This is a genomic window from Streptomyces canarius, assembly GCF_014650735.1.
Classification (GTDB): domain Bacteria; phylum Actinomycetota; class Actinomycetes; order Streptomycetales; family Streptomycetaceae; genus Streptomyces; species Streptomyces olivaceoviridis.
Map to the genome: position 1 here is coordinate 1 of NZ_BMVN01000238.1, position 604 is coordinate 604.

1 protein-coding gene is annotated in these 604 nt (G+C 77.3%); it reads right to left on the bottom strand.

Features of this window, described 5'->3' with window-relative positions; genetic code table 11:
- Window positions 1–604: cytochrome d ubiquinol oxidase subunit II (locus tag IE294_RS47075; RefSeq protein WP_189895430.1), on the bottom strand; the 604-nt coding region annotated here is incomplete at both ends.

A 604-nucleotide genomic window follows, 5' to 3' on the forward strand; every position in this document is an offset into this window, starting at 1 on the left:
AGGGCGACGGCCGCCGCCGCGGTCGCGCGCAGGCCCCGGGTCCGCTCGGCGCGCAGCAGGGCCAGGCCCAGCAGGCCGCAGAGCGCCGCGAGCAGGGCGAGCGGCAGCGCGCGGTGGCTGAGCTGGTGGAACAGGCGGGGGGCGTCCGCCCGCAGGACGAAGATCCCCGCGATGCTGACGGCACCGGTCACGACGCCCGCCGCGAGGGCCCGGTCGCGGAAGTACCGCAGCAGGTGCGGGTCCCCACGCCGCCCGGCGGCCACCGTCAGGTAGGTGGCCGCCAGGTAGGCGCAGGCCGGCACGGCGAGCACACCGCCGAGGACCCCGGTCGGGTTCAGCCAGCTGGCGACGGGGTCCCCGTCGCCCCGGGTGGGCACGCGCCCGGAGGCCAGGGCGCCCGCGACCGAGCCGAAGCAGTAGGGCGTCAGCACCGAGGAGAGCGCGAACGCGGCGCCGTACACGCGCTGTTCGGGTGTGCGGATCGAGGCCTTGCGGAAGGCGAAGCCCGCACCGCGCAGCACGATGCCGAGCGCGGCGATCCCCAGCGGGAGGTACAGCGTCGAGGTCAGCGCGGCAAGCGCGGCCGGGAAGCCGCTCCACAGCA